The organism is Streptococcus mitis, assembly GCF_946188695.1.
In the GTDB taxonomy this organism is placed as follows: domain Bacteria; phylum Bacillota; class Bacilli; order Lactobacillales; family Streptococcaceae; genus Streptococcus; species Streptococcus mitis_DF.
The window spans coordinates 1-5,722 of sequence record NZ_CAMHWI010000035.1 but is presented as its reverse complement, the minus strand read 5'-3'; the positions used below and the strand labels follow the sequence as shown (position 1 = coordinate 5,722).

Sequence of the window (5,722 nt, the reverse complement as noted above, 5' to 3'; positions counted from 1 at the left end):
GGCTCTTTGTCAACTGTAGTGGGTTGATGAAAAGCTAAGCTCGAGAAAGGACAAATTTCGTCCTTTCTTTTTTGATGTTCAGAGAGATAAAAATCCGTTTTTTGAAGTTTTCAAAGTTCCGAAATCCAAAGGCATTGCGCTTGATAAGTTTGATGAGATTATTGGTGGCTTCCAGTTTGGCGTTGGAATAGGGTAGTTGAAGGGCGTTGGCAATTTTCTCTTTATCCTTGAGGAAGGTTTTAAAGACAGTCTGAAAAAGAGGATGAACCTTCTTTAGATTGTCCTCAATGAGTCCAAAGAATTTCTTCGGCTCCTTATTCTGAAAGTGGAAAAGCAAGAGTTGATAGAGATGATAGTGGTGTTTCAAGTCTTCTGAATAGCTCAAAAGCTTGTCAAGAATCTCTTTATTGGTTAAGTGCATACGAAAAGTAGGGCGATAAAAACGTTTATCACTCAATTTACGACTATCCTGCTGGATGAGCTTCCAGTAACGCTTGATAGCCTTGTATTCATGGGATTTTCGATGGAACTGATTCATGATTTGGACACGGACACGACTCATAGCACGGCTCATGTGTTGGACAATATGAAAACGATCCAACACGATTTTAGCGTTTGGAAAAAGCTGTTTAGCCAAGTCATAGTAAGGGCTAAACATATCCATAGTAATGATTTTGACACGACATCGGACGACTCTATCATATTTAAGAAAGTGATCTCGAATGACGGCTTGTGTTCTACCCTCAAGAACAGTGATGATATTGAGCTTGTCAAAATCTTGCGCAATAAAGCTCATCTTTCCCTTTGTAAAGGCGTACTCGTCCCAGGACATAATCTCAGGAAGACGCGAAAAATCATGCTCAAAGTGAAAATCATTGAGCTTGCGAATAATAGTTGAAGTTGAGATGGAAAGCTGATGGGCAATATCGGTCATAGAATTCTTTTCAATCAACTTTTGCGCAATTTTTTGGTTGATAATACGAGGAATTTGGTGATTTTTCTTGACGATAGAAGTCTCAGCGACCATCATTTTCGAGCAATGATAGCACTTGAATCGACGCTTTTTCAGGAGGATTCTAGTAGGCATACCAGTCGTTTCGAGGTAAGGAATTTTCGACGGTTTTTGAAAGTCATATTTCTTCATTTGATGTCCACAATCAGGACAAGATGGGGCATTGTAATCCAGTTTAGCGATGATTTCCTTGAGTGTATCCTTATTGATGATGTCTAGAATCTGGATATTAGGGTCTTTAATATCGAGTAGTTTTGTGATAAAATGTAATTGTTCCATATGAATCTTTCTAATGAGTTGTTTGGTCGCTTTTCATTATAGATCTTATGGGACTTTTTTTCTACAACAAAAACGGCTCCATAAGATCCATAGGGGACTTACCCACTACAAATATTATAGAGCCTCTTTTTTTAAATTTCAGTAATTCATTTTGATTGCGTATGCTTTTTTGTTTCATGATTTGTTCAATGAATACTGTAGTTTAGGTACATAAATTAAAATTTGACAGATTGCATAATTCTTACAAACTTTTAAGAAAGTAATTGAAGAATTTTTTGTTCTGCCTATAATATATGTGTTTGTTCGATAAAAATTTCTGCTCTTTTGATTTTAAATAAGTATTAGTGTTCAATATAGTGTGAATTGGCTTTGGTATTTCTTTTGAGGAAGCTGCTTTAGATTTTTCTAATTGTGTTTTATTGTATAGTGTATCTTGCTTGTTTTGAACAGAATCTTTTATGACATTTGTCATATCTTCTCATGACAGAAGCTTCTAGTGGCAGTAGATTCAAAGAATTATAATAGATGTATCAAATGGAGGAAGAAAAAAATGAAACATAAAGTAATTGTAGCAATGAGTTTAGTAGCAGCAGGAGTCATGACTTATCTCATGTTCTCAGGATTGGATGAAGATTTCTATCATTTTCCTTGGGAGCTATTTGTAGGATTTGGAATGATGTCCTGGATTATCCGAGAAGGTTTGAAATTAGTCTCAGATGTGAAAAAGGAGTTTGAAAAATGAAAAAAGCGTTTCTCTATCTTTTTATTGGACTATCACTAGTGGTATGGTTGGTAGAAATGTTTACAGGTTGGTTTGATCAAGCCTTCCTTCACCAATTCATCCGTGGTATCTGGGGACTAGGATTTATGATTTTTATCGCCTTTCCTATGGGAAAGGAGTGGCTGAAAGGAGAATATCATGAACATGATTAAGGTAGAAAGCTTAAATAAAATCATCAAGGGCAAGGCTATTTTGAAGGATATTTCCTTTGAGATAGCTGAAGGTGAATGCGTCGCCTTGATTGGTCCCAATGGTGCTGGGAAGACCACACTCTTGGACTGTTTGCTTGGAGATAAACTGGTCACAAGCGGTCAAGTATCCATCCAAGGCTTGCCAGTGACGAGTTCTCAGTTAGACTACAAAAGATCCTATCTCCCTCAAGAAAATATCATCGTTCAGAAATTAAAGGTCAAAGAGTTGATTGCTTTCTTTCAAAGTATTTATCCAAATCCCTTGAGCAACCAGGAAATCGATCAACTATTGCAGTTTGACCAGCAACAGAAAGAGCAATTCGCAGAAAAATTGTCAGGCGGGCAAAAGCGTCTCTTCTCTTTTGTCTTGACCTTGATTGGGCGACCAAAGCTTGTCTTTTTAGATGAGCCAACTGCGGCCATGGATACCTCAACCCGTCAACGCTTTTGGGAAATTGTTCAGGATCTAAAAGCGCAGGGAGTTACCATTCTCTATTCCTCCCATTATATCGAAGAGGTAGAGCATACAGCGGACCGAATCTTGGTCTTGAATAAGGGAGAGTTGATTCGCGATACAACACCTCTAGCCATGCGCAGTGAGGAGATTGAAAAGCACTTTATCCTTCCTCTAGCATACAAGGAAGTCATTGAGCAGTCTAACTTGGTTGAAAACTGGTCACAAAAACAAGATGCTCTGCAAGTTGTCACACGAGAGGCAAATGCTTTCTGGGAACTGTTAGTTCAAGCAGGATGTAGGATTCAAGAAATTGAAGTCAATAATCGTAGCTTGTTGGATACAATCTTTGAAGAAACACAAAAGGGAGATGACTAAGATGAAACGATGGATCGCACTAAACAAGATAGAATTTCTATTGACCAAACGACAATTAGTCTATTATCTATTATCCGTAGGGATGCCGACAGCATTCTATTTATTCTTTTCAGGCATGTACCAGGACACACCAGGTGGACCGGCTAATTTTATGCGTGATTACCTCATCTCCATGACTGCCTTTTCCATGATGTCGACAGCTATGTTTTCATTTCCAGCTGTCTTACATACCGATAAAATCAACAACTGGCAGAAAACATTGCGCCATACCCCTGTAAATATGGTAGAATATTATCTATCAAAGATAACAAGTATGATGGTTGATTATTTGGTCTCAATCCTGGTTGTTTTCTCAGTTGGGCACTTGGTCAGAGGTGTGGATATGCCTCTAGGAAGCTGGATTGGGGCTGCGTTCTTGCTGATAGTAGGAAGTGTTGCCTTTGTAGCGCTTGGATTGACCTTGACACTCTTGCCTTCTAGTCAGCTGATGTCTGTCGTGGGCAATCTTCTCTATCTAGGCTTGGCTGTTTTAGGCGGACTTTGGATGCCCATCTCTTTATTTCCAGACTGGATGCAAGCAATCGGGAAGTGTCTACCAACTTATCAGTTGATGGAGTTGCTCAAGACCTTCTTAAACGAGGGTGGCATCAATTTATCAGCCACAGTTTATCTACTTGTTTTTTCAGCAGTTTTGTTTGGTTTGACCATTTACCTTCAAGATCATAAGGAGAATTCTTAATGCTTGAAAGACTGAAAAGCATAGACTATATGTATTGGGCCAGTTTGATTTTTATGGTTTTTCCCATCGTTCCTGTAGTGACTGGGGAGCTACCTAGCTGGCATTTGTTGATTGATATTCTATTTGTGGTGGCTTACTTAGGCGTTTTAACCACCAAGAGTCAGCGCTTATCCTGGCTCTGTTGGGTTATCATGCTAGCCTATGTAGCTGGGAATACCGCCTTTGTTGGTGTAAATTATATCTGGTTCTTCTTTTTCCTTGCCAATCTCTTAATTTATCATTTCGGCGTACGTAGTTTTAATTCTTTACATGTCCGGACTTTTCTCCTTGCTCAAGTCCTTGTTGTGGGGCAACTGTTGATTTTTCAGGAAGTTGAAGTTGAGTTTCTAGTCTATCTGCTCGGAATTATCACTTTTATCGATTTAATGACTTTTGGCTTGGTTCGGATTCGTATTGTGGAGGATTTGAAAGAAGCTCAGGCTAAGCAAAATGCCCAGATAAATCTATTGCTTGCTGAAAATGAACGTAGTCGTATCGGTCAGGATTTGCATGATAGTCTGGGACACACTTTTGCTATGCTGAGTGTCAAGACAGATTTAGCCTTGCAGTTATTTCAGATGGAGGCTTATCCACAGGTGGAAAAGGAATTAAGAGAAATACAGCAAATTAGCAAAGAATCAATGCGTGAAGTGAGAACCATTGTGGAAAATCTTAAGTGTAGAACTTTGACATCCGAACTAGAGACTGTGAAAAAGATGTTAGAAATTGCTGGAATTGAGGTGGAAACGGATAACCAACTAGATACTGCTAGCCTAACTCAGGAATTGGAGTCAACGGCTTCCATGATTTTGCTTGAATTAGTGACCAATATCATCAAACATGCTAAAGCGTCTAAAGTCTACTTAAAATTAGAACGGACAGAGAAAGAACTCATTCTAACAGTGAGAGATGATGGCTGTGGCTTTACTTCTATAAAGGGGGATGACCTCCATACAGTTCGAGATCGTGTTCTTCCATTTTCGGGAGAAGTAAAGGTAATTAGTTGGAAACAACCGACAGAAGTTCAGGTTCGACTGCCTTATAAGGAGAGAAAATAGATGAAAGTATTAGTCGCAGAAGATCAAAGTATGTTGCGAGATGCCATGTGCCAGTTGCTCATGCTTCAACCAGATGTAGAGTCTGTCTTTCAAGCCAAGAATGGGCAAGAAGCAATCCAACTATTAGAAAAGGAGTCTGTAGATATCGCCATCCTTGACGTAGAAATGCCTGTTAAGACAGGTCTTGAAGTCTTGGAGTGGATACGAGCTGAAAAGCTTGAAACAAAGGTGGTTGTGGTGACGACCTTCAAGCGTCCTGGGTATTTTGAACGTGCGGTCAAGGCTGGAGTAGATGCTTATGTATTAAAAGAAAGAAACATTGCAGACCTCATGCATACCTTGCACACTGTCCTTGAAGGGCGCAAGGAGTATTCGCCTGAATTGATGGAAGTGGTGATGACGCATCCCAATCCATTAACAGAACAAGAAATCGCAGTTTTAAAGGGAGTCGCTCAGGGCTTCTCTAACCAAGAAATTGCAGACAAACTTTATCTATCCAACGGAACAGTCCGAAACTATGTCACCAATATTCTTTCTAAATTAGATGCTGGTAATCGAACAGAGGCAGCTAATATCGCGAAAGAATCTGGTTGGTTGTGATGATATAATATTTTTTAAACATTATGTGCTAAAATTGATGGGATTGAATGGAACAATACTAACTTTAGGAGGGCGGGATTCCTCCCTTTTCTTTTTTGGGGGAGCACTACAAAAGGGTAACTTCTAAAACTAACTTCCAGTTTCCCCCAACCTAGCCTTCAGTATGAGAAAAACGCGTGAAATCAGTAGAA

The 5,722-nt window shown here is 39.3% G+C and carries 7 protein-coding genes; 6 read left to right on the top strand and 1 reads right to left on the bottom strand.

Annotated features, from left to right (window positions below; all coding sequences use genetic code 11):
- Positions 1–34: 34 nt before the first annotated feature.
- Positions 35–1,291 carry an ISL3 family transposase gene (locus tag N8L33_RS09815; RefSeq protein WP_261059740.1) on the bottom strand — a complete coding sequence of 419 codons (1,257 nt, stop codon included), beginning with the start codon at positions 1,289–1,291 and terminating at the stop codon, positions 35–37.
- 550 nt (positions 1,292–1,841) lie between these two features.
- On the opposite strand from N8L33_RS09815, the gene N8L33_RS09810 reads away from it, so the two are divergent.
- Genes N8L33_RS09810 through N8L33_RS09785 form a run of 6 tightly spaced genes read left to right on the top strand, consistent with a single transcriptional unit; the run spans position 1,842 to position 5,531 of the window.
- Positions 1,842–2,033, top strand: coding sequence for a hypothetical protein (locus tag N8L33_RS09810; RefSeq protein ID WP_261031210.1), 192 nt, complete (start codon positions 1,842–1,844; stop codon positions 2,031–2,033).
- Entirely contained in the window at positions 2,030–2,224 is a 195-nt protein-coding gene (locus tag N8L33_RS09805) for a hypothetical protein (RefSeq protein ID WP_261031208.1), read from the top strand. Before N8L33_RS09810 ends, N8L33_RS09805 begins: the two co-directional genes overlap by 4 nt.
- Entirely contained in the window at positions 2,211–3,095 is an 885-nt protein-coding gene (locus N8L33_RS09800) for an ABC transporter ATP-binding protein (protein WP_261031206.1), read from the top strand. The genes N8L33_RS09805 and N8L33_RS09800 overlap by 14 nt, the downstream gene beginning before the upstream one ends.
- A 1-nt stretch (position 3,096) precedes the next feature.
- Positions 3,097–3,834, top strand: coding sequence for an ABC transporter permease (locus N8L33_RS09795; RefSeq protein WP_261059739.1), 738 nt, complete (start codon positions 3,097–3,099; stop codon positions 3,832–3,834).
- Complete coding sequence (locus N8L33_RS09790) at positions 3,834–4,931, top strand: sensor histidine kinase (RefSeq protein WP_261059738.1); 1,098 nt, start codon at positions 3,834–3,836, stop codon at positions 4,929–4,931. The genes N8L33_RS09795 and N8L33_RS09790 overlap by 1 nt, the downstream gene beginning before the upstream one ends.
- Positions 4,932–5,531, top strand: coding sequence for a response regulator transcription factor (locus N8L33_RS09785; RefSeq protein WP_101786177.1), 600 nt, complete (start codon positions 4,932–4,934; stop codon positions 5,529–5,531). It abuts the gene before it with no gap.
- Positions 5,532–5,722: the final 191 nt, after the last annotated feature.